Annotated in this window: 17 protein-coding genes and 1 riboswitch; of the genes, 14 read left to right on the top strand and 3 right to left on the bottom strand. The window is 29.3% G+C overall.

The genetic code is table 11. The annotated features are described in order from the left end of the window. Positions 1-2: 2 nt before the first annotated feature. Positions 3-353, bottom strand: a complete 351-nt coding sequence (locus J2Z71_RS04710; RefSeq protein ID WP_210060705.1) for an encapsulin-associated ferritin-like protein — start codon at positions 351-353, stop codon at positions 3-5. Between the two features lie 181 nt (positions 354-534). Here J2Z71_RS04710 and J2Z71_RS04705 point away from each other — a divergent pair, with 181 nt between their 5' ends. Then, positions 535-1,692 (top strand): amidohydrolase, encoded by a 1,158-nt coding sequence (locus tag J2Z71_RS04705; protein ID WP_210060704.1) that lies wholly within the window; start codon positions 535-537, stop codon positions 1,690-1,692. Between the two features lie 25 nt (positions 1,693-1,717). Here the strand turns inward: J2Z71_RS04705 and murI are convergent, their stop codons facing one another. Beyond that, the gene (gene murI, locus J2Z71_RS04700; protein WP_210060703.1) at positions 1,718-2,545 is read right to left on the bottom strand and encodes a glutamate racemase; all 828 of its coding nucleotides are present in this window, start codon (positions 2,543-2,545) and stop codon (positions 1,718-1,720) included. 202 nt (positions 2,546-2,747) lie between these two features. Continuing rightward, positions 2,748-3,272, bottom strand: a complete 525-nt coding sequence (gene thiT, locus J2Z71_RS04695) for an energy-coupled thiamine transporter ThiT (protein ID WP_210060702.1) — start codon at positions 3,270-3,272, stop codon at positions 2,748-2,750. Between the two features lie 46 nt (positions 3,273-3,318). Continuing rightward, a riboswitch (TPP riboswitch) is annotated at positions 3,319-3,414 on the bottom strand. 199 nt (positions 3,415-3,613) lie between these two features. Between thiT and J2Z71_RS04690 the strand changes: the two genes are divergently transcribed. The 13 genes from J2Z71_RS04690 (at position 3,614) to secG (ending at position 20,700) form a co-directional block, all read left to right on the top strand. After that, entirely contained in the window at positions 3,614-4,945 is a 1,332-nt protein-coding gene (locus J2Z71_RS04690) for a Na+/H+ antiporter family protein (protein ID WP_210060701.1), read from the top strand. A 206-nt stretch (positions 4,946-5,151) separates the two neighbouring features. Further along, positions 5,152-6,687, top strand: coding sequence for a histidine ammonia-lyase (gene hutH / locus J2Z71_RS04685; protein WP_210060700.1), 1,536 nt, complete (start codon positions 5,152-5,154; stop codon positions 6,685-6,687). Positions 6,688-6,884: 197 nt separating this feature from the next. After that, positions 6,885-8,876: an excinuclease ABC subunit UvrB gene (uvrB, locus tag J2Z71_RS04680; protein WP_245311183.1), complete on the top strand. Its 1,992-nt coding sequence runs from the start codon at positions 6,885-6,887 to the stop codon at positions 8,874-8,876. Positions 8,877-8,885: 9 nt separating this feature from the next. Continuing rightward, positions 8,886-11,699, top strand: coding sequence for an excinuclease ABC subunit UvrA (gene uvrA, locus J2Z71_RS04675; RefSeq protein WP_210060698.1), 2,814 nt, complete (start codon positions 8,886-8,888; stop codon positions 11,697-11,699). Positions 11,700-11,756: 57 nt separating this feature from the next. After that, entirely contained in the window at positions 11,757-12,551 is a 795-nt protein-coding gene (locus J2Z71_RS04670) for a L,D-transpeptidase (RefSeq protein ID WP_342590797.1), read from the top strand. Positions 12,552-12,751: 200 nt separating this feature from the next. Beyond that, positions 12,752-13,318 carry a manganese efflux pump MntP gene (locus J2Z71_RS04665; RefSeq protein WP_210060697.1) on the top strand — a complete coding sequence of 189 codons (567 nt, stop codon included), beginning with the start codon at positions 12,752-12,754 and terminating at the stop codon, positions 13,316-13,318. 148 nt (positions 13,319-13,466) lie between these two features. Beyond that, on the top strand, positions 13,467-14,498 hold the full coding sequence (locus J2Z71_RS04660) for an S-layer homology domain-containing protein (protein ID WP_210060696.1): 1,032 nt from the start codon (positions 13,467-13,469) through the stop codon (positions 14,496-14,498). A gap of 339 nt (positions 14,499-14,837) precedes the next feature. Continuing rightward, a complete protein-coding gene (locus tag J2Z71_RS04655) occupies positions 14,838-16,643 on the top strand; it encodes an LTA synthase family protein (RefSeq protein WP_210060695.1) in 1,806 nt (601 codons plus the stop codon). 75 nt (positions 16,644-16,718) lie between these two features. Beyond that, complete coding sequence (locus J2Z71_RS04650) at positions 16,719-17,285, top strand: redoxin domain-containing protein (protein ID WP_210060694.1); 567 nt, start codon at positions 16,719-16,721, stop codon at positions 17,283-17,285. A 177-nt stretch (positions 17,286-17,462) separates the two neighbouring features. Next, the gene (locus J2Z71_RS04645) at positions 17,463-18,302 is read left to right on the top strand and encodes a tRNA 2-thiocytidine biosynthesis TtcA family protein (protein WP_210060693.1); all 840 of its coding nucleotides are present in this window, start codon (positions 17,463-17,465) and stop codon (positions 18,300-18,302) included. Further along, positions 18,299-19,051, top strand: a complete 753-nt coding sequence (locus tag J2Z71_RS04640; RefSeq protein WP_210060692.1) for an exodeoxyribonuclease III — start codon at positions 18,299-18,301, stop codon at positions 19,049-19,051. The genes J2Z71_RS04645 and J2Z71_RS04640 overlap by 4 nt, the downstream gene beginning before the upstream one ends. 17 nt (positions 19,052-19,068) lie before the next feature. Continuing rightward, positions 19,069-20,280 (top strand): FprA family A-type flavoprotein, encoded by a 1,212-nt coding sequence (locus J2Z71_RS04635; protein ID WP_210060691.1) that lies wholly within the window; start codon positions 19,069-19,071, stop codon positions 20,278-20,280. Between the two features lie 195 nt (positions 20,281-20,475). Continuing rightward, positions 20,476-20,700: a preprotein translocase subunit SecG gene (gene secG / locus J2Z71_RS04630; RefSeq protein WP_210060690.1), complete on the top strand. Its 225-nt coding sequence runs from the start codon at positions 20,476-20,478 to the stop codon at positions 20,698-20,700. The last annotated feature ends 1 nt before the right edge of the window (position 20,701 follow it).

Here is a 20,701-nt window from a genome sequence, read left to right as displayed (position 1 = left end):
CCTTATAGTTCCCCAATATCTAGAGAAGTAGAGTCAGTAGAACTATTTTCCTCACTAGTTGCTTCCTCTTCAAGTTCTAAAATAGGCTTATCTTTTAAGAGATAAGTTCTAATATTTTTGTCCCATCCCTTTTGATTTCGTCTAAGCCATTCTAAACTCATCATTGCATGTTCCATTTCTTCTTCGGCATTATGTTGCATAATATTTTTTAACTCTTCATCAGTTGCAACATCAATTCTTTGCATATACCAAAGAACTGCCTCAACTTCTTCAATAAGTGATCTTAAAGCACGAGTCATATCTCTAGCTTCTTTTGATAGTTCACTTGCTGGTTCATGATAATCTGTAGACATATTTTCACCTCTTATATCAATTACATTATTAACGTTCTTTATCTATATACCCTGGTAAATTGACATAAATCAAGGCATAATTTTAAAAATAAATATAAAAATTAAGAAAAAGTGTATTTATTTTTTATTAGGTATATAATATTTAATTAAGCAAAGTGATATTACATTACAAGGAGGACATATGTTAATTATTAAAAATGGAAAAATCCATACAATGAATAAAGAATGTGAAGTGTTAGAGGGTTTTTCAATACTTATAGAAGATGGAAAGATAAAAGAAATCAATAAAGAGATAAATAAAGAGATAAATAAAGAATGTGAAGTAATAGATGCAAAGGGAAAATTTATATATCCAGGTTTTATAGATGCTCATTCACATATTGGACTTCACGAATCAGCTATTGGAAAAGAAGGGGCAGATATAAATGAAGCAACAGATCCAATAACTCCACAACTTCGTGCAATAGATGGAATATATCCACAAGATGAAACTTTAAAAGAAGCCTATAAAAAAGGTGTTACATCAGCTGTTATTTGTCCAGGAAGTGCAAATATAATAGGTGGACTATGTAGTGCTATTAAACTTTATGGAAATAGAATAGACAATATGATTATTAAAGAAAATGTTGCAATGAAATGTGCTTTTGGAGAAAATCCAAAAAGAGTATATGGAAATTTAAGTAAATCTCCAGCTTCAAGAATGGCAATAAGTGCAATTTTTAGAGAGACATTATTTAAGACACAAGAATATATGAATAAAAAAGAATCTGGAAAAGATATTTCCTTTGATATGAAATACGAAGCATTAATTCCAGTACTGAAAAAAGAACTTCCATTAAAAGTACATGCTCATAGAGAAGATGATATTTTTACTGCAATAAGAATTGCAAAAGAGTTTGATTTAAATATTACACTTGATCACTGCACATCAGGACATAATATTGCAAAAGAACTTGCAATGGAAAAATTTCCAGCAATAGTTGGACCAAGTTTTGGACATAGAACTAAATTTGAATTAAAAGACAAATCCTTTAAAGGTCCAAAAATATTAAATGAAGCAGGTATGAAAATTGCAATTACAACAGATTCACCAGTTACACCACTAGAGTATTTACCACTTTGTGCAGGACTTGCAGCATCTGAAGGGCTTGATGAATATGAAACTCTAAAGGCAATAACTATAAATCCAGCTGAAATTGCAAGAATAGATAATAGAGTTGGAAGTATTGAAATCAATAAAGATGCAGATATTGTAATAACTGATAAAAATCCACTAAAAGACTTAGATTATAAAGTTGAATATACAATTATAAATGGTGAAATAGTATATAAAAAATAAAAAGACTAGTTTAACTAGTCTTTTTTTATTTTGATTCTGGATTAAATTTTTCAATATCTATTTCATCTTCTCTTAAATTTAAAACATCTGCTGCTACAAATTTAAATTTAGATTCATCTCCTGATACTAAAAACTTAATTTTTCCTGATCCTTTATTATTTAATTTATTTTCATTTTTTAAAAGTTCTTCCATTTCTTTAGCTGTTGCAAAAGCTGGATTAACTATTCTAACATCTTTTTCTTGTTCACGAAGTACAAGTCTTATATTTGATTCTGCTAGTGGAAAATGAGTACATCCAAGGATTAATGTATCATAGTCAAAGTCCTTATAGGGGTCTAGGTATTGTTTACATATTTCATATCCTATATCATCTTCGCCATGTCCTTCTTCTATTGCCACAACTAAATCTGGGCAACCTTGAGATTTAATTTCAATTTCAGAATCTAAAGAGCTCATTGTATTTTCATAAAGTCCACTATTTACTGTTGCATTTGTTCCAAGTAAAAGAACTTTTTTATTGTCTGTTGCTTTTATTGCATCTTTTATAGCAGGAAGAACAACTCCAAGTGTTGGGAAGTCGTAAGTTTCACAGACACCATCAAGTCCATAACAGGTAGAGGTGTTACAAGCTATAATGCCAGATTTTATATTTTGTTCCTTTAGGATTCCAAAACACTGTATTGTAAAGTTTTTTATTTCCTCAGGGCTTCTGTCGCCATAGGGTACTCTAAGAGTATCTGCTATATAAATAAAATTTTCTTTAGGGAAAACTTCACGCATTTTTTTTAGAACGCTTAGTCCACCGACTCCGCTATCAAATAGACCTATTGGTCTTTCATCAAAAAAGTTCATTGTTCACTACTCCTATTTCTATAATATAAATTAAGCTTCATTTAAGAAACTTTAAATTTTAGCCCAAATTATGTACTAAGATTACATAATACCAAAAAATTAGTATTTTGAAAATCTATTAATTATTATATTACAAAAAAATAAAAAAAGAAGAAAGATTAATACTTCCTTCTAATAGATTTGCTAAAATTTAGTTATTGTATTACTTTTGTAAAGCATTTCTAATAGGTTTATAAATTAGTGCTATTACAATAGTAGTAATAATAAGTTCTGGTATCATATAAGTTGCATTATATCCTAGAGAATATAGCCATGGTGCCATTCCCTCAGGTGCATACATACCAAATACTAACCATCCTGATAGGAATGAAGATATATATCTTAAAAATACTGCAAGCATTGTTCCAAATATTGAAGATTTAAAATTCTTATTAAAAAATCCTGCAACACCTAAAACGCCAAATCCTAATAAATAGTCAAGTAATATGGATAATGGATGAAGAGTAAAAGCTCCTCCTAGAATAAATTGTAAAATACCATAAGTTACAGATGCCATCATTCCATACTTGCCACCCCATAAAAGTGCAAATAAAATAATAGGAACCATACTTCCTGGAGTAACTGTTCCTCCTTGAGGCATTTGAATAAATTTAATATAACTTAAAATTTGTGATAGAGCAATCATTACTCCTGCCTCAGCTAACATTTTTGTCTTGTTGTTTTTCATTGTTTTCCACCTTTCAAACAGGTGCTGAAACATCAAATATTTAAGATATAGATGTGTAGAAATTCACTACGCTGGGATTATCCAGATCAGCTTAAGGGTCGAAAATATTTCCTCTCAGCAAAAAGCTCCCCTATTCCTGTATTAATATTCTATGTAATATTATATATCTTAAGTAAAAGTAATTTCAAGGAAACTTTATAAATTTAGTGGAATAAAATACTATATTACATTAAGTTGTTAAAAGAATTTACTAAAAAGCCTTATAAAGATATATAAATTATGTTATAATGCTTTCATTACGTTATTAGTTTATCACGGTATCATATAAAAGGAGAATATTTATGCTATTATTTAATCCTGTTGTAATTTCAGTAATAGTCATGTGTGCATTATGTCTTGTGAAATTCAATGTTTTATTATCAATTCTTGTAGCAGCAATTGTTGGAGGAGTAGCAGCAGGTATGCCGATTTATAGTTCGGCAAATGAAGCTGGAAGTATTATTAATGTTTTGATTTCAGGAATGGGAGCAAACTCAGGAACAGCTCTTAGTTATATTTTATTAGGTGCTTTTGCAGTAGGTCTTGCAAAATCTGGACTAGGAGAAATACTTACTAAAAAAGTTTCAAAGGTAGTTGGAGAGAAAAAATTTTTACTTATTTTTACTATTGCATTTATTGCTTGTTTTTCTCAAAATTTAGTTCCAGTTCATATTGCATTTATTCCAATTTTAATACCACCACTTATTCCTCTTATGAATAAGTTAAAAGTAGATAGAAGGGCAATGGCCTGTGCTCTTACCTTTGGTCTAAAAGCTCCATATGTTTCAATTCCTATTGGTTTTGGACTTATATTTCACAATTTATTAGTTGAAAATATTTCTGATAATGGAGTTATGATTAGTGTTTCTGACACAGGTAGAGTTATGTGGATAGGTGGACTTTCAATGCTTGTTGGACTTATATTTTGTGTGTTTTTCCTTTATGGAAAAGACAGAGAATATGAGGATATTGAAATTACAGAATTAAAAAAAGAAAAAAAAGAAGATGTAAAAATGACAAGGGAAGCTTGGGGAGCATTAGCTGCATGTATTGTAACAGCAGTTGTTTCTATAATTACAAAATCACTTCCTTATGCAGCAATTTCAGGGCTTTTTACAATGATCATAACAAGATGTATAAAATGGTCTGAAATAGATGAAATTATGACTGGCGGAATTGAAATGATGGGATTCATTGCCTTTGTAATGCTTGTGGCTGCAGGATATGCAAATGTATTAAAAGAAGGTGGAGGAGTAAAGGAACTTGTAACAGCAGCTGCAGGTTTTATGCAAGGATCAAAAGTAATGGCTGCTTTTATAATGTTATTAGTTGGACTTTTAATAACTATGGGAATTGGAACATCTTTTGGAACTATTCCTATTATAGCTGCAATATATGTACCTCTTTGTTTAGAACTTGGATTTTCTACAAATTCTATTATTCTTTTAATAGGAATTGCAGCAGCATTAGGAGATGCAGGTTCTCCAGCATCTGACTCAACACTTGGACCTACATCTGGACTAAATATAGATGGGCAACATAATCATATTTGGGATACATGTGTACCTACATTTATTGCCTATGATATTTTCTTAATAATAGGAGGAGTAATTGGATCTGTAATATTAGGATAATTAAAAAAATAAGCCTTAGGGCTTTATTTTTTTGTTTAGATATAATCACATCATAAAGAAATGTACTTTTAGAATAATATACAATAATATTTGTATTTTTGTAGATGAATATAAACAAATTCTTTGAAAATTTGTAGAAAAGCCTTATAATTAGTATAGGAGATTTATATATAAGTAACTAAATTAGGAAAGTGAAGTGAAAAGGAATGAACAATGTAGTATTAACAGGAGACAATCTTACAATTGATGAATTAGTTGATGTTGCAAGAAACTATACTCATGTTACTATCTCAGAAAATCAAATTGAAGCAGTATTAGCTTCTAGAAAAATTGTAGAAGATATCATTTCAGAGGAAAGAGTAGTATATGGTGTAACCACTGGTTTTGGCTCACTATGTAATGTGAATATTTCAAAAGAGGATAGTTCACAGCTTCAAGAAAACTTAATTAGAACGCATTCTAGTGGATTTGGTGATCCATTAAGGGAAGATGAAGTTAGAGCGGCAATGCTTATTAGAATCAACTCACTTGTAAAGGGATACTCAGGAATAAGACTTGAAACAGTAGAAATACTTTTAGAGATGTTAAACAAAAATGTTATTCCACATATTCCAGAAAAAGGATCACTTGGAGCATCAGGAGATTTAGCGCCACTTGCTCATATGGTTCTTCCAATGCTTGGACTTGGTCGTGCATATTATAATGGAGAACTTCTAAGTGGAAAAGAAGCTATGGATCTTGCTGGTATAAAGACTATTAAACTTGCTGCAAAAGAGGGACTTGCTTTAATCAATGGAACTACAATATTAACAGCAATAGGCGCACTTGCAACATATGATGCAGTTGAGTTATTAAAATTATCAGATATAGCAGGAGCTTTATCTATGGAGGCACATAGGGGAATTATAGATGCTTTTTATGAAAAGCTTCATTTAATAAGACCTCATAAGGGATGTCTTGCAACTGCTAAAAATATAAGAGAACTTTTAGAGGGATCAACATTTATAACTCATACAGCAGATTTAAGGGTTCAAGATGCTTATTCACTTCGCTGTATGCCACAAATTCACGGTGCAAGTAAGGATTCAATTGCCTTTGTACTTGATAAGGTGGATATAGAAATAAATGCAGGAACAGATAATCCAATTATTACATTAGATGGTGATGTTATTTCAGGAGGAAACTTCCACGGAGAGCCAGTAGCTCAAGCTTTTGACTTTTTGGCAATAGCAACATCAGAAATAGGAAATGTATCTGAAAGAAGACTTGAAAGACTTGTAAATCATCAATTATCAGGACTTCCATCTTTTCTAGTAAAACATCCAGGACTTAATTCAGGATTTATGATAACACAATATGCAGCAGCTGCACTTGCTTCTGAAAATAAAGTTTTATCACATCCTGCTTCAGTAGATTCAATACCATCTTGTGAAAATCAAGAAGATTTTGTATCTATGGGATCTATTTCAGCTAGAAAGGCAAGAGAAATTGTAAAGAATTCAAGAAGAATTGTTGCAACTGAAATAATGGCTGCTTGTCAAGCAATTGAATTTAGAGAAAAAGAATTTAAACTTGGTGTTGGAACAGAAATTGCATATAATACTTTTAGAAAAAGTGTAAAATCAATAGATCATGATAGTGAAATTGAAATATATGATGAGCTTGAAAAAGCTACAAAAGTTTTAGAAGATAGAAGTTTACTTTTAGCAGTAGAAGAAAAAGTTAAACTTAATATTCAATAGCAATTATATTTAGAGACTTTTTTAGTCTCTAGCTTACATAAAATTTAATAGGGTAAAAATAAGACAGTTAAAGCAATCTAAGGATTGCTTTTTTGTTATTTTTCAAAATAATTAGAAGAAAATTAGATATTGATTTAGTAGAAAAATTGACTAATATGATATAATATAAACAACAGTTCGTAAAAAGAGGTGTGATTATGGAATTTAAAATACATTCAGATTATAGGCCTATGGGAGATCAACCTGAGGCGATTAATGGACTTGTAAATGGATTAAATAAAGATTTAAAACATCAAACATTACTTGGTGTTACAGGCTCTGGTAAAACTTTTACTATGGCAAATATTATAGAGCGTGTTCAAAAGCCAACTCTTGTAATTGCACATAATAAAACTCTTGCCTATCAACTTGCAAGTGAGTTTAGAGAATTTTTCCCAGAAAATGCAGTGGAATATTTTGTAAGTTATTATGATTATTATCAGCCTGAGGCTTATGTTCCTCAAACTGATACTTTTATAGAAAAAGATTCATCTATTAATGATGAAATAGATAAGCTTCGTCACTCTGCAACTATGTCGCTTTTTGAAAGACGAGATGTAATAATAGTTGCATCTGTATCTTGTATATATGGACTTGGAGATCCAATTGATTATGAAAATCTTGTAGTATCTTTAAGGCCTGGAATGATTAAGGATAGAAATGAAATAATGTCTCATCTTGTAAATATTCAATATGCAAGAAATGATATAAATTTTATTCGTGGTACTTTTAGAGTTCGTGGAGATATTTTAGAGATATTTCCAGCATCATCTTCTGAAAACTCTATTAGAGTTGAATTTTTTGGTGATGAAATAGATAGAATTTCTGAAATTGACGCTCTTACTGGAGAGTTAGTTGGATATAGAAATCATGTTGCAATATATCCTGCATCTCACTTTGCAACTTCTGAAGAAAAGGTCAAGCGTGCAATAGTTACAATTGAAGAAGAACTTGAAGAAAGACTAAAAATACTTCGTGATCAAGAAAAACTTCTTGAGGCACAAAGACTTGAACAAAGAACTAGATATGATCTTGAAATGTTAAATGAAATTGGATTTTGTTCAGGTATAGAAAACTATTCAAGACATTTATCTCAAAGAGAAGAGGGTTCAAGACCTTATACTTTAATTGACTATTTTCCAGAGGACTTTTTAACTATTATAGATGAATCTCATGCAACTCTTCCTCAAATTCGTGGAATGTATAATGGTGATAGAGCTAGAAAACAAACTCTTGTAGATTATGGATTTAGACTTCCATCTGCACTTGATAATAGACCTTTAAAATTTGATGAGTTTGAATCTATGATGAATCAATCAATTTATGTATCGGCAACTCCTGGTCCTTATGAGAAAGAACATGAAGAAAATAAAGTTGAACAAATTATTAGACCAACTGGACTTCTTGATCCAAAAATAGATGTTAGAAAAACTGAAAATCAAATAGATGATTTAATTTCAGAAATCAATAAAACTACTGAAAAAGGTGAGAGAACTTTAGTTACAACTCTTACTAAAAAAATGGCTGAGGATCTTACAAAACACTTTAAATCCTTAGGTCTAAAAGTAACATATATGCACTCTGATGTAGATACTATTGAGCGTATGGAGATTATTCGTGATTTAAGACTTGGAGTATATGATGTACTTGTTGGAATCAACCTTCTTCGTGAGGGGCTAGATCTTCCAGAGGTTTCTCTTGTTGCAATACTTGATGCTGATAAGGAAGGATTTTTAAGATCTGAAACATCTCTTATTCAAACATCAGGAAGAGCTGCAAGAAATGTAGAAGGGCATGTAATAATGTATGCAGATAAGATTACAAGATCTATGAAAGTTACTATTGATGAAACTGAAAGAAGAAGAGAAATTCAAAATCAATATAATATAGAAAATAATATTACTCCAAAATCTATTACAAAGGGAGTAAGAGATGTAATTGAAGCAACAATTGCAGCAGAAGATTCTAAGGAATACAAAATTGATATTCAAGTTGAAGAGTTTAGTGATGATGAAATACTTGCTATGATTGATGCTTTAAAAACTGAAATGTATAAATCAGCTGAGAGTCTTGATTTTGAAAGAGCAGCTGAAATTCGTGATAAAATAAATGAACTAAAAAAAGATATGGAAAAATTAAAAGATAATTGAGGTGTAACATTGGCAGAAAATAATATAGTAATAAAGGGAGCAAGACAACATAATCTTAAAAATGTTGATCTGACAATCCCAAGAAATAAATTTATAGTTTTTACAGGCCTTTCAGGATCTGGAAAGACTTCTCTTGCTTTTGATACAATTTATGCAGAAGGACAAAGAAGATATGTAGAAAGTCTTTCTTCCTATGCAAGACAGTTTTTAGGTCAAATGGATAAGCCTGATGTTGATTATATAGAGGGAATGAGCCCTTCTATTTCAATTGATCAAAAGACAACTAGTAAAAATCCAAGATCAACTGTTGGAACTGTAACAGAAATATATGACTATTTAAGACTTTTATTTGCAAGGGTTGGTCATCCTTTTTGTCCAAAATGTGGCAAGGAAATAACATCTTTTACAGTTGACCAAATGGTAGATAGAATTATGGATCTTCCAGAGAGAAGTAGAATTCAGATTTTAGCTCCAGTTGTTAGAAATAGAAAGGGAACTCATAAAAGAACTCTTGAAAATATAAAAAGAGAAGGTTATGTAAGAGTTTTAGTAGATGGTGTTATGTATGATATTACAGATGAAATAGAACTTGAGAAAAATAAAAATCACAATATTTCAATTGTAGTAGATAGACTTATTGTAAAAGAAAATATTGAATCAAGACTTAGCGATTCACTAGAACTTGCACTTAAAGATTCTGATGGAATAGTAAATATAAATGTAATAGATGGAGAAGATTTAGTTTTTTCTTCAAAACTTGCATGTCCAGATTGTAATATTGTAATAGAAGAAATATCTCCAAGATCTTTTTCTTTTAACTCTCCAACAGGAGCTTGTGAGACTTGTAAAGGCCTTGGATTTTCAAAGGAAGTAGATCCAGATCTTGTCTTGCCAAATAAGGATTTATCAATAGATGAAGGTGCTATTGCATCTTATTCAAATAGTGATGGAACTTATTATATGGAAATGATTAAATCAATTGCAAAAAAATATGGATTTTCTACAAAAGAACCTATAAAAAATGCACCAAGTGAATTAATAGATGCAATTCTTTATGGAACAGATGATAATTTTACCTTTAAATTTGATTCAATGTTTTCTGGAATGAAAACTTATAAGGGCAGTTTTGAAGGTGTAGTTAATAATTTAAAGAGAAGATATCTTGAGACATCTTCTGATAAAATGCTTGAAAAAATAGAAGAATTTATGACTGATAAACCTTGCCCAACATGTCATGGTAGAAGACTTAAAGAGGAAGTTTTGTCTGTAAAGGTAAATGGTCTTAATATTTATGAAGTTACAGAACTTTCTATAAATAATGCAATAGAGTTTTTTGGAAATTTAAAACTTTCAGAAAAAGAAATGATTATTGCAGAACAAGTTTTAAAGGAAATAAAAAATAGATTATCTTTCTTAAAAAATGTAGGTCTTGATTATTTAACATTATCAAGAATGGCAGGAACATTATCAGGTGGAGAAGCTCAAAGAATAAGACTTGCAACTCAAATAGGTTCACAACTTGTAGGAGTAATATATGTACTAGATGAGCCAAGTATAGGACTTCATCAAAGAGATAATGCAATGCTTCTTAAAACTTTAAGAAATCTAACAGATATTGGAAATACTCTAATAGTTGTAGAGCATGATGAGGATACTATGTTTGCAGCAGATCAAATAGTAGATATAGGTCCACTTGCAGGTCGTGGTGGTGGAAGAATAGTAGCTCAGGGAACTGCTGAAGAAATAATGAAAGTAGAAGAATCTATTACAGGAGCTTATTTATCAGGAAGAAGAAAAATAGAACTTCCAGAAAAAAGACGTGACTATACTGATAAATCTATAAAAATCTATGGAGCAAATGAAAATAATTTAAAAAATATAGATGTGGAAATTCCACTTGGAAACTTTGTAGTAGTAACAGGAGTATCAGGAAGTGGTAAATCATCACTTGTAAATGAAATACTTTATAAAGCTCTTGCACAAAATTTAAATAAGACAAAAATTAGACCTGGAAAATTTGAAAAAATTGAAGGGCTTGAATATTTAGACAAAGTTGTAGATATAGATCAATCTCCAATAGGAAGAACTCCAAGGTCAAATCCTGCAACATATACAGGCACTTTTGATATTATAAGAGATATATTTGCACTTACTAATGAATCAAAAATGCGTGGATATAAAAAAGGAAGATTCTCCTTTAATGTAAAGGGTGGAAGATGTGAGGCTTGTAAAGGTGATGGAATAATAAAAGTTGAAATGCACTTTTTGCCAGATGTATATGTACCTTGTGAAGTGTGTAAAGGACAAAGATATAATAGAGAAACTCTTCAAGTAAATTATAAGGGTAAAAATATTTCTGATGTATTAAATATGACAGTAGAAGAAGCCTTAGACTTTTTTGAAAATCATCCAAGAGTAATGAGAAAACTTCAAACATTAAAAGATGTAGGGCTTTCCTATATTAAACTTGGTCAACCATCTACACAATTATCAGGTGGAGAAGCTCAAAGAATAAAACTTGCAACAGAACTTTCAAAAAGACCAACTGGTAAGACAATATATATCTTAGATGAGCCAACAACAGGACTTCATTCAGAAGATATAAGAAAACTTCTAAAGGTATTAAATGAACTAGTAGATCGTGGAAATACAGTAGTTGTAATAGAACACAATTTAGATGTAATAAAAACAGCAGATCATTTAATAGACCTTGGACCAGAAGGTGGAGATAAGGGTGGAAGTATTGTAGCAACAGGTAGACCAGAAGATATTGTAAAAGTTAAAGAATCTCATACTGGAGAATTTCTTAAAAATTTATTATAATTGTTAAATCTACTTGAAAAAAGAAAAATATATTATAAAATATCTAAGTAGATTGGAGTGAAATTATTGAAAAAAATTAAAAATTTAGCAGCATTATTTTTAATGGTAATAGTATTAATACCAAGTGCTGTAAATGCACAATATATAAGACCAAACAACTTCATGGATAAATCTGGAGCAGAAAAAACAGCTGAGATTAAAAAATTTCAAGCATTAAATAATATTCCAGTAACAGGATCAATAAATGACTTAACAAATGATGTTTTATATAAAGAAGATATTGTAGTAAGAGATGTAATAAATCATATGCCAACAACTGGCAAATGGATTGTAGTAAATAAATCTAAGAAAACTCTTACAATGTATAATGGAAAACTTCCAATGTATAAATTTCCAGTAGCTCTTGGAACAAGTGCAACACCAACACCAAGTGCAAAATCAAAAATTCAAAACAAACATGTAAATCCAGCTTGGGGAGGCATGGGTGGAAAATATACACCAATTGCAGCAGATGATCCAAATAATCCACTAGGAGAAAGATGGATGGGAATTTCTATACCAGGAATGAGTGGATATGGAATTCACGGAACAATAAAACCACATCAAATAGGACAATATGTATCAAATGGATGTATTAGAATGTTTAATTATGATATAGAAACATTTATATTTCCAAATGCCTATGTTGGAATGCCTGTATGGATAGGAACAGATGCAGAACTTAAAACTTGGGGAGTAGAGCAAGTAATAGAGAAAAAACTTCCAAATCAAGTTCAAACTCCAGTTCAAAAACCAGCAGAAGAAAAACCAAAAGAAGTAGTTTATGAAGTTGGAGAACTTTTAGAATTTTAAGACCTTAGAAATAAGGTCTTTTATATTTGACAATAAAAAATTATCTATTATACTATTAATTATATGATAGGGGAGTAGTTGGCACGAGTTGTACTAAAATCAACATATTGATATTAATTTATCTGGTTTTAGTTTAAATAATGAGACTTATCTGTGGAAAATTCTGCAGATAGGTCTTTTTTTTATGAGGAGAGGGAAAAATGCCATTTGTAGAACTTTTTATAATAGCTGTAGGTCTTTCAATGGATGCTTTTGCAGTAGCAATATGTAAAGGACTTTCATTAGACAGATTTAGCACCAAAAAATCTTTAATTGTGGGAGCATATTTTGGATTTTTTCAAGGATTTATGCCATTATTAGGCTATATTTTAGGAGTTAATTTTCAAGATAGTATTTCAGCAATAGATCATTGGATTGCCTTTGTTCTTTTATTTATAATAGGATTTAATATGATAAGAGAAGCACTTAAAGGGGATAATACTTGTGAATTAGACGATTCATTAAATTTTAAAAATATGATTACTCTTGCAATTGCAACAAGTATAGATGCACTTGCCATAGGAATTACCTTTGCTATTTTAAATGTAAATATTATTATATCAGCATCATTAATAGGAATAGTTACATTTATAATATCAATAATTGGTGTAAATATTGGATTTAAATTTGGATGTAAATTTAAGTCTAAGGCTGAATGTACTGGTGGAGTAATATTAATTTTAATGGGAACAAAAATATTATTTAGTCATCTTGGAATAATATTGTAAGGTAAAAATTACCTTATAATACATAATTGAAATTTATACTTAATAATACTGTAACACTATAATCAGAAATTCAGGGTAAAATATAATTAGATAAAGAAGAAAACGAAAATTAAATTTAAAAGTTATTTACTTAGGAGGATTATTTAATATGAAAAGATTATCAACAGTACTACTTGCATCAACTATGGCGCTTTCAATGATTGCTCCAGTTGCAGCAGAGGGAGTTCAAGCAATTAATGCAGAAAAAACTGAAATAGCACAAGAAGCAGCTAAAAAAGTAGAAGAAGATAAAAAAGAAGAAGTTAAAGAAGAAGTTAAAGAAGAAGTTAAAGAAGAGAAAAATCCTGAGCTTCATGAAGCTTATTTAAAAGGATACCAAGATAAAACTGTAAAACCAGAAGGCAAAATCACAAGAGAAGAAGCTGCTGCAATAATTCACAGACTTGCAGGAGATGAAAGACCTACTACTATGATGATGGCAGCTTATAAAGATTTAGAACAAGATAGATGGTCATATAATGATATTAATATGCTTGTTAATCAACAAATTTTAAAGGGATATCCAGATGGAACATTTAAACCTGCAAAAGCTATAACAAGAGCAGAAGCAGCTGCAATGTTTGCAAGATATTCAAAAACAGCTCCAGCAATTGCAGTAATTGAAGGAGATTATAAAGGACATTGGGCAGAAACTGAAATTCAAACTGGTGTAACTAAAGGTTATATTAAGGGATATGAAGATGGAACATTTAAACCAAATAAAGAAATTACAAGAGCAGAATTTGTAAAAATGGCAAATAAAGTATTTGGTAGATGTGAAGAAGTAGATATGAAAGATATTGATGAAAAATTAATTCCATCAGACCTTAAAAAAGACGCTTGGTACTTTAACGATATGATGGAAGCTTTAAATGCTCATACTTTTAAAGTTGAAAATGATAAAAAAGTATTTAATGAACTTTTAATTCAACCTAGAGAAGAAGTTAAAGTTGAAGATAAAAAAGAAGAAGTAAAAGAAGAAGATAAAAAAGAAGAAGTTAAAGCTGAAGACAAAAAAGAAGAAGTAAAAGCTGAAGATAAAAAAGAAGAAGTTAAAGCTGAAGATAAAAAAGAAGAAGCAAAAGCTGAAGACAAAAAAGAAGAAGTAAAAGCTGAAGACAAAAAAGAAGAAACTAAATAATTAAATTAGTATTTAAAGAAGAGATGAATATTCATCTCTTTTTTATTAAGTTTAAGTTTTATCTAATTAATGGTTTACATTAATAAAAATTGTGTTAGAATTAGTTTAAGCCATTTTTAAATATTCTAAAGCCAACGATCTTCTTATATACATAATCTTTAAAAGATTATTAATTTAAAATAATGGCTTAATTTCACTAATATACCATAAATAGAGAAGATACTGAAAATAGCACCTTATAGGTGCTTATTTTTATGCAATATTTTATTAAAAGTAATTTTTAATGGAAATATTTCAAATAATAAATTATAATATTTAGTTAATAAGGAGATGATTGCTTTGGAAGGGAAAAAGAATAGTAATATTTACATATATAGTTTATTTTTAGCTTTGATTATTTGTATTAGTACTCTTCTTATAACTGCACTTGGATATAATATAGACAATTTATTTGTAAGTTATTTTAAAGATTTTAGAGTGTTTTTATATAATTATATACTGATATATTTATTTATTTTAACTATTACATTTTTAACAAGGTCTTTGAGGATTTCATTTATATTAAATGCTATTTTATTAAATATAGGATCTTATGCAAATTACATAAAAATTATTTATAGAGAAGAACCTCTTTATGCAGTTGATTTATTAATTGCAAAGGAAGGTCTTACTATGGCAAAAAAATATGATCTTAATTTTAGTTCAATTAATTTTTTAGTTTTAATTGTAAGTATGATATTTTCTTTTTATATCTTTTATAAGATGAAAGATTATATTTTTGATTATAATAACTATCGTAAAAGGACATTGTATAGCTTTTTAATTTTAGTATTTTTTATATATTTTATAATATTTAATACTGACAAATATCATGCTTTAGGAAAAAAATCAGGCGCTAATACTTGGGTTGAAATAGAAGGATATGAGTCAAAGGGTTTTGTATATCCCTTTATTTATTCTATAAAATCTACAAAAAACTACAAGTATAAGGATTATGATGAAAAAAAAGCTGAAGAAATTTATAATAGTTATAATTATGAACATATACCTGAGGATAAAAAGGTAAATATTGTAGCTATTATGCTTGAATCTTTTAAGGATTTTTCTGTATATCAAAGTGAAGATTTAGTATTTCAAAAGGATCCTTATGAATATTTTCATAAATTACAAAGGGAGTCCTTAAGTGGGAATCTATTAGTAAATTCCTTTGGTGGAGGGACTTTCTTAACAGAGACAAACTTTTTAACAGGAATAAAACACACTCCAAGATTTAATAAGAAAACTTGGTCTTATCCAATGTATTTTAAAAATGAAGGATATAAAAATATAGCATTTCATCCCTATATTGGAACTTTTTATAATAGAAATAATGCATATAAAAATTTAGGATTTGATGAATTTTATGAATATGATAAGACTTTTAAAGATATAAATGAAAGTATTTTATGTGATGTGGATTTTTATAATTTTATTGTAAATAAATTTAGTGAAAAAGATGAAAATCAAAAGGCATTTAACTTTGCGGTAACATATCAAAATCACGGTCCTTATAGTAAAGAAAAAGCAAGTGAGGAAAATACTTATATTAAGTGGAAGGACTCTTATAGTGAAGAGTGGTATAACTATTTTAATAATTATCTAACAGGAATACATTCATCATCTAATGCCTTAGAAATTTTAGTGGATTATTTTTCAAGTATTAATGAACCTACAGTTTTAATTTTATTTGGAGATCATTCTCCTTCTATGGGAGATCAAAAAATATGCTTTGATATGTTTAATATTAATTATGATCCTTCAAAAAATGAGGGAATGGAAAATGTCTATACAACTCCTTATGTAGTTTGGGCAAATAATTCTGCTAAGAGAACTATTGGAAAAGATTTTGTAGGAGATACTAGAACTTTAGAACCTGCACTTTTTATGAGTAATATCTTTAAGTATATGGGTTATAAGGGAGATAATTATAATCAATTTTTACAAGATACTTCAAAGGATATTAATATTATTAAAGAAACTTGGTTTTCTGTAAATGGAGAATATACAAAAAATCCTAGTGATGAAGCAATGGAAAAAATAAATAACTTTAGAAATATGGAATATTATATGAGCTATTTATTAGATAAAATTGAAAAAAATATATAATTTTACAAAATTATTGTAATATATTTAATCAATACCTTTTTGGTGTGGTATAATGATTTTAGGAGGTTATATATTATGGAAAATTTAATTAATAAGAAGATAGAAAATATTAAAGCTCCTATTTATGTAAATAAGGCTTTTGGAGAATTAAAAACAGAGGATCTAGAGGGAAAATGGTCAATATTTTTCTTTTATCCTGGAGATTTCACTTTTGTCTGCCCTACTGAACTTGAAGATTTAGCAAATAATTATAATAAGTTTAAGGAAATTGGCTGTGAAATTTATTCAGTTTCAACTGATTCAGAATTTACTCACAAAGAGTGGCATGAGTCATCTGATGCAGTTGGAAAAGTAGAATTTCCAATGGTAGCAGATAGAAACTTTAAAATCTCAAAGGAGTTTGGCGTCTTAATGGAAGATGAGGGACAAGCTCTTAGAGGAACATTTATTATAAATCCAGAACTTGAAATAGTTGCCTATGAAATTCATTCACCAGGTATTGGTAGAAATGCTAAGGAACTTTTAAGAAAGACTGAAGCTGCACAATTTGTATATAAACATGGAGATCAAGTTTGTCCAGCAAATTGGGAGCCAGGTGAAGAAACTTTAACACCAGGAATTGATTTAGTAGGTCAAATTTAATATTTATAAGGGCCAGATTTCTGGTCCTTTTCTTTGTTTTAGGGTATTAAATAAATTAGGCTATTTATATGACTGCAAGTTAGATATTAATTTAACTTATTTACAACAAAAAAACACAAATGCACAAATTTAATATGTTATAATTAATTGTATATTAATATTAGAAGAATGGTGAATATGGAAGAAAAAGAGTTAAAATCATTACATGAGATTGAAAGATCAATTATAAAAAATTATAGAAAATATATATGGGTTAAATTTGTAAAGGCCATTAATGAATATGACATGATTCAAGATGGAGATAAAATCGCAGTTGCAATATCTGGAGGTAAGGATTCCCTTCTTCTTGCAAAGTGTTTTCAAGAGTTAAAGAAACATGGAAAAATGGATTTTGATCTTGAATTTATTGCAATGGACCCAGGATATAAAAAAGAAAATAGAGAGCTTTTAGAATATAATTGCAATTATCTAGGAATACCTGTAAAAATACATGATTCAGATGTTTTTCAGGTAGCAGATAAAGTAGCAGGAGAAAATCCTTGTTATATGTGTGCAAGAATGAGACGTGGAAATTTATATAATAAAGCAAAGGAATTAGGTTGTAACAAACTTGCTTTAGGACATCATTTTAATGATGTGATTGAAACAATTATGTTAAATGTTTTGTTTGCAGGAAATTTCAAAACTATGATGCCAAAACTTCATTCTGATAATTTTGAAGGTCTTGAATTAATTAGGCCTCTTTACTATGTAAAAGAGGAGTCTATTATTAGATTTATAAATTCAACAGGACTTCATGCACTTGATTGTGCTTGTACAGTTACAGAAAAAAAAGAAGGCAATATGAGATTTTATATAAAGGATTTAATAGAAGAAATAATGAAAAAAAATCCAAATGCAGATATTAATATTTTAAGATCTGCAGAAAATGTAAATATGGGTGCCATAGTTGGTTGGAAATACAGAACTGAAAAACATACATTTTTAGAGGACTATGACAAAAAGGAGAATATATGAAATTTATTTCTTGGAATGTAAATGGTTTAAGAGCCGTTGTAAAAAAGGGCTTTGTAGATGAATTTAATAAATTAGATGCAGATATATTTGCACTGCAAGAGATTAAACTATCAGAAGGTCAACTTGATCTTGAGCTTCCTGGATACCATATGTATTATAATTATGCACAGAGAAAGGGATATTCAGGAACAGCTGTATTTACAAAGGAAGAACCATTAAGTGTAAAATATGGAATAGGCATAGAGGAACATGATGATGAGGGAAGGGTTATTACTTGTGAGTTTGATGACTTTTACTTTATAACATGCTATACGCCAAATTCAAAAAGAGGGCTTGAAAGACTTGATTATAGAATGGTTTGGGAAGATGCTTTTAGAGAGTATTTAAATAGACTTGATGAGATAAAGCCTGTTATTTTATGTGGAGATTTAAATGTAGCACATAAAGAGATAGATCTTGCAAATCCATCAACTAATAAAAAAAGTGCAGGATTTACAATTGAAGAGCGTTCTAAATTTACAGAACTTTTAGATTCAGGATATATTGATACATTTAGATATTTCTATCCAGAAAAAACACAGGAGTATTCTTGGTGGAGTTACTTTGCAAAAAGTAGAGACAGGAATATTGGGTGGAGGATTGACTATTTTGTAACATCTGATAAATTAAAAGATAGATTAGTTGATGCAAAAATTCATCAAGATATTATGGGATCAGATCATTGCCCAGTAGAGCTTATAATAAAATAGTGGAGGTAAGTATATTTATGGACAATTTATTAACAGTACCAATTAATGATCATTTATACTATATTGGAGTAAATGATCGCCAAACAGAATTATTTGAAGCAATGTGGCCACTTCCAGATGGAGTAGCTTATAATTCTTATTTAATGACAGGAGAAAAAAATATATTACTAGATCTTGTAAAGATTAATACAGTAAGTGTTTTTGTAGAAAAATTACAAGAAGTTCTTGGAGATAAACCACTTGATTATATAGTAGTACATCATGCTGAACCAGATCACTCATCAGCAATTTTAAATATTCTAGACATATATCCAGATGTGAAAATCGTATGTAATAAAAAGACTGTTGATTTTCTTAAAAATTATTATGATATTGAGGATAATTTAATTATAGTTAAAGATGGCGAAACTCTTGAACTAGGAAATAGAAAACTAACTTTCTATATGACTCCTATGGTGCATTGGCCAGAATCAATGGTATCTTATGAAGAAGAGACAAAAACACTTTTCTCACAAGATATTTTTGGAGGATTTGGAACACTTGATGGTGGAATATTTGATGATGAGCTAAGATTTGATGAATATTATCTAGATGAAACTAGAAGATATTTTATAAATATAGTTGGAAAATATGCAAAACAAGCTCTAAGATCACTTAATAAACTTGCTACAACATTAGATATAAAGACAATTTGTCCAGTTCATGGACCAGTTTGGAGAAAAAATCCACAAAAAATAATTGATCTATATGTATCTCTTGCTAGTCAAGAAGTACAAGATGGAGTAGTAATAATATATGGCTCAATGTATGGAAATACAGAAAAAATGGCAGAGGCTGTTGCAAGAGGAGTCGTTCATGGTGGAATTAAAGATGTAAGAGTAAGAGATGTATCTAAGACACCATTTTCTTATCTTTTAGCAGATGCATGGAAATATAAAGGAGTTATCTTAGGATCATGTTCCTATGACAATGACTTATTCCCACCAATGAAATTTATAACAGAAGAATTTAAACATCAAAAAATGAAAAATAATATTTGGGGTATCTTTGGTTCATACTCATGGAGTGGTGGAGCAATGAAAAACTTAAAAGCTTTTGCAGAAGATTGCAAATATGAAGTTTTAGAAACTCAACCTGAAATAAAAGGTGCTGCAAATAATGAAGATATGGAAGAACTTATGAAACTTGGAGAAGAAATGGCAAAAGCTATTTTAGCTTCAAAAGAATAAAAATTAAGGGGCTTTAAAAAGCTCCTTTTTTATTTTTATAAATAAATATAATAAGGCTAAAAAAGTAGAAAATGTGAAAATATTTCAATAGAATATAAGGGTCTTTTAATGGCTGATTTCATTGATTTTTGCATTTTTCTATGATAAAATTGATACGTTATAGATATAGAAATTTATTTAGGAGGTTGGAAATTTATGGAAACTTTTTTATCTGTTATAATCGCCATTGCAAGTATATTAATGATAGTTGTAGTTGCTTCTATGGAAAGTGACCAAGCAGGTCTTGGAACTTTAAGTGGTGATGAAACTTCTACTTGGGGTGAACACAGAGGAACAAGTAAAAAAGAAATGCAAAATAAGATAGTTAAGATTTCTTCAATAGTATTTGGAGTTGCTCTTCTTATTTTAGCGGCAATTTAAG

The organism is Peptoniphilus stercorisuis, assembly GCF_017874395.1.
GTDB lineage: Bacteria > Bacillota > Clostridia > Tissierellales > Peptoniphilaceae > Anaerosphaera > Anaerosphaera stercorisuis.
The sequence above is the reverse complement of the archived record's forward strand: the minus strand, read 5'-3'. Positions and strand labels throughout refer to the sequence as shown.

Coding starts and splice junctions, on each gene's coding strand:
- J2Z71_RS04710 (WP_210060705.1), bottom strand. CDS start 353: ATGTCTACAGATTATCATGAACCAGCAAGTGAACTATCAAAAGAAGCT.
- J2Z71_RS04705 (WP_210060704.1), top strand. CDS start 535: ATGTTAATTATTAAAAATGGAAAAATCCATACAATGAATAAAGAATGT.
- murI (WP_210060703.1), bottom strand. CDS start 2,545: ATGAACTTTTTTGATGAAAGACCAATAGGTCTATTTGATAGCGGAGTC.
- thiT (WP_210060702.1), bottom strand. CDS start 3,272: ATGAAAAACAACAAGACAAAAATGTTAGCTGAGGCAGGAGTAATGATT.
- J2Z71_RS04690 (WP_210060701.1), top strand. CDS start 3,614: ATGCTATTATTTAATCCTGTTGTAATTTCAGTAATAGTCATGTGTGCA.
- hutH (WP_210060700.1), top strand. CDS start 5,152: ATGAACAATGTAGTATTAACAGGAGACAATCTTACAATTGATGAATTA.
- uvrB (WP_245311183.1), top strand. CDS start 6,885: ATGGAATTTAAAATACATTCAGATTATAGGCCTATGGGAGATCAACCT.
- J2Z71_RS04665 (WP_210060697.1), top strand. CDS start 12,752: ATGCCATTTGTAGAACTTTTTATAATAGCTGTAGGTCTTTCAATGGAT.
- J2Z71_RS04660 (WP_210060696.1), top strand. CDS start 13,467: ATGAAAAGATTATCAACAGTACTACTTGCATCAACTATGGCGCTTTCA.
- J2Z71_RS04650 (WP_210060694.1), top strand. CDS start 16,719: ATGGAAAATTTAATTAATAAGAAGATAGAAAATATTAAAGCTCCTATT.
- J2Z71_RS04645 (WP_210060693.1), top strand. CDS start 17,463: ATGGAAGAAAAAGAGTTAAAATCATTACATGAGATTGAAAGATCAATT.
- J2Z71_RS04640 (WP_210060692.1), top strand. CDS start 18,299: ATGAAATTTATTTCTTGGAATGTAAATGGTTTAAGAGCCGTTGTAAAA.
- J2Z71_RS04635 (WP_210060691.1), top strand. CDS start 19,069: ATGGACAATTTATTAACAGTACCAATTAATGATCATTTATACTATATT.
- secG (WP_210060690.1), top strand. CDS start 20,476: ATGGAAACTTTTTTATCTGTTATAATCGCCATTGCAAGTATATTAATG.